General features: G+C 42.8%; 3 protein-coding genes. All 3 read left to right on the top strand.

The window, feature by feature from the left end; all coding sequences use genetic code 11:
* The first annotated feature begins 27 nt into the window (after positions 1–27).
* Entirely contained in the window at positions 28–741 is a 714-nt protein-coding gene (locus AC1DUW_RS27530) for a CoA transferase subunit A (protein WP_477644014.1), read from the top strand.
* Positions 708–1,373: a 3-oxoacid CoA-transferase subunit B gene (locus tag AC1DUW_RS27525; protein WP_053346609.1), complete on the top strand. Its 666-nt coding sequence runs from the start codon at positions 708–710 to the stop codon at positions 1,371–1,373. Before AC1DUW_RS27530 ends, AC1DUW_RS27525 begins: the two co-directional genes overlap by 34 nt.
* A gap of 17 nt (positions 1,374–1,390) precedes the next feature.
* On the top strand, positions 1,391–1,839 hold a 449-nt coding region (locus AC1DUW_RS27520), incomplete at its 3' end, for a M20/M25/M40 family metallo-hydrolase (protein ID WP_477644013.1).

Raw genomic sequence — 1,839 nt, 5'->3', positions numbered from 1 at the left:
GTCATCCTAACAAGGGAGTGAGTTAGTATGTTAGAAAATTCATTCCAGAAAATTTGCCGTTTTGAGGATGTTCTACATCTCTTTAAAGATAATCAGTCTATTCTTTTCGGAGGGTTCGGTGGCATCGGTACCCCGCCGGGATTGATCAATTTAATTTTGGAGTCAAGTATTAAAAATTTAACCTTAATCGGAAATGATACTGGTTTTCCAGATATAGGGGTAGGGAAACTGGTCACACAGCGGCGTGCGAAAAAAATCATCGTTTCTCATATTGGTTCTAACCCAAATGCGGGCCAATTTATGAACAATGGAGAGCTGGAAGTAGAGTTCTCACCGCAAGGGACGCTTGTCGAACGTATCCGGGCAGGTGGGATGGGTCTTGGTGGGATATTGACCGATATTGGCCTGGACGCCGATATAGTCCGTGAAGGAAAACAAACCATAAGGCTGGGTGAGAAAAATTATCTAGTTGAACCTGCGTTGACTGCAGATATCGCAATTGTTTATGCAGAAAAGGCAGATCCTTATGGAAATCTAATATTTGATAAAAGTGCTCGGAATACGAATCCGCTCGTAGCGACTGCCGGACAAATCACCATAGTCGAAGCAGTGCAAATCGTCCCACTTGGCGCTTTGAATCCGGAAGACATTATTGTACCGGGTGCATTTGTGGATTATATCATTCCATCAAAAGGAGTCGATTGGAAATGGGTTTGGGAACCAAAGTCAGAAATCGATTAGCGAAACGAGCCGCAGCAGAAATAAGCAATGGCATGCTGGTCAATTTGGGAATTGGCATACCATCCCTTGTGCCGAATCATCTTTTGAATGATCATCGAGTTATGTTTCATGCTGAAAATGGGCTTGTTGGAATCGGGAGTTCCCCAAAAAAGGGGAAGGAAGATCCGCATCTCTGTAATGCTGGAGGTCTTCCCATTACCATTAGAGAAGGAGCATCATACTGCGACAGTACGATGGCATTTGGAATGATTCGCCGGGGCAGGGTGGATATCACGATTCTTGGAGCACTACAAGTAAGCGAATTAGGCGACTTGGCTAATTGGAATGTGCCAGGAAAGAGAGTACCAGGGATGGGTGGGGCGATGGAACTTGCGGCAAAGGCCAAAAAGGTCATCGTATTAATGGAGCATACTGATAAAATAGGCATGTCTAAATTAGTAAAAGAATGTACGTTACCATTAACGGCTAAAGAATGCGTACATATGATTATCACGGAACTTGGCGTATTTTCTGTGAAACCCGAAGGCCTCTTATTAACTGATTTATTTGAAAATTCTAGTATCGAGGAAATCAGGAATCAAACCGAAGCCTCGTTTACAGTCTCTAAAAATATCCATATTTTAAAAGAATGAGAGAGGAGAACGGTGATATGTATGAAGCGAAAATCAGCACTTGGTTGAATGAAAATCGAACGAATGGAATTAGGCTGTTACAAAAACTGGTACAGGAACCGAGCAAGCGAGGCCAAGAGGGGAGTGCGCAAGCTATTGTAGTTGAAAAGTGCAGACAGCTTGGTCTCGAAATAGATTTATGGGAGATTGGGGATGAAAAATTAAGAAATCATCCCCATTTTTATTGTGATCGTAAAGATTTTAAAGGAAACCCCAACCTTGTTGCGATTAAAAGAGGAATCGGCAACGGCAAATCTCTCATTTTAAATGGTCATATTGATGTGGTTCCCGAGGGAGATCATGCTGCATGGCACGATGACCCATATAGCGGCATGGCAAAAGACGGAAAAGTGTTTGGGCGTGGAACGACCGATATGAAAGGTGGCAATGTTTCATTATTATTAGCACTCGAGGCAATTATTGAATC

Source organism: Peribacillus sp. P4_C12 (assembly GCF_056402095.1).
The sequence above is the reverse complement of the archived record's forward strand: the minus strand, read 5'-3'. Positions and strand labels throughout refer to the sequence as shown.

Coding starts and splice junctions, on each gene's coding strand:
- AC1DUW_RS27525 (WP_053346609.1), top strand. CDS start 708: ATGGGTTTGGGAACCAAAGTCAGAAATCGATTAGCGAAACGAGCCGCA.
- AC1DUW_RS27530 (WP_477644014.1), top strand. CDS start 28: ATGTTAGAAAATTCATTCCAGAAAATTTGCCGTTTTGAGGATGTTCTA.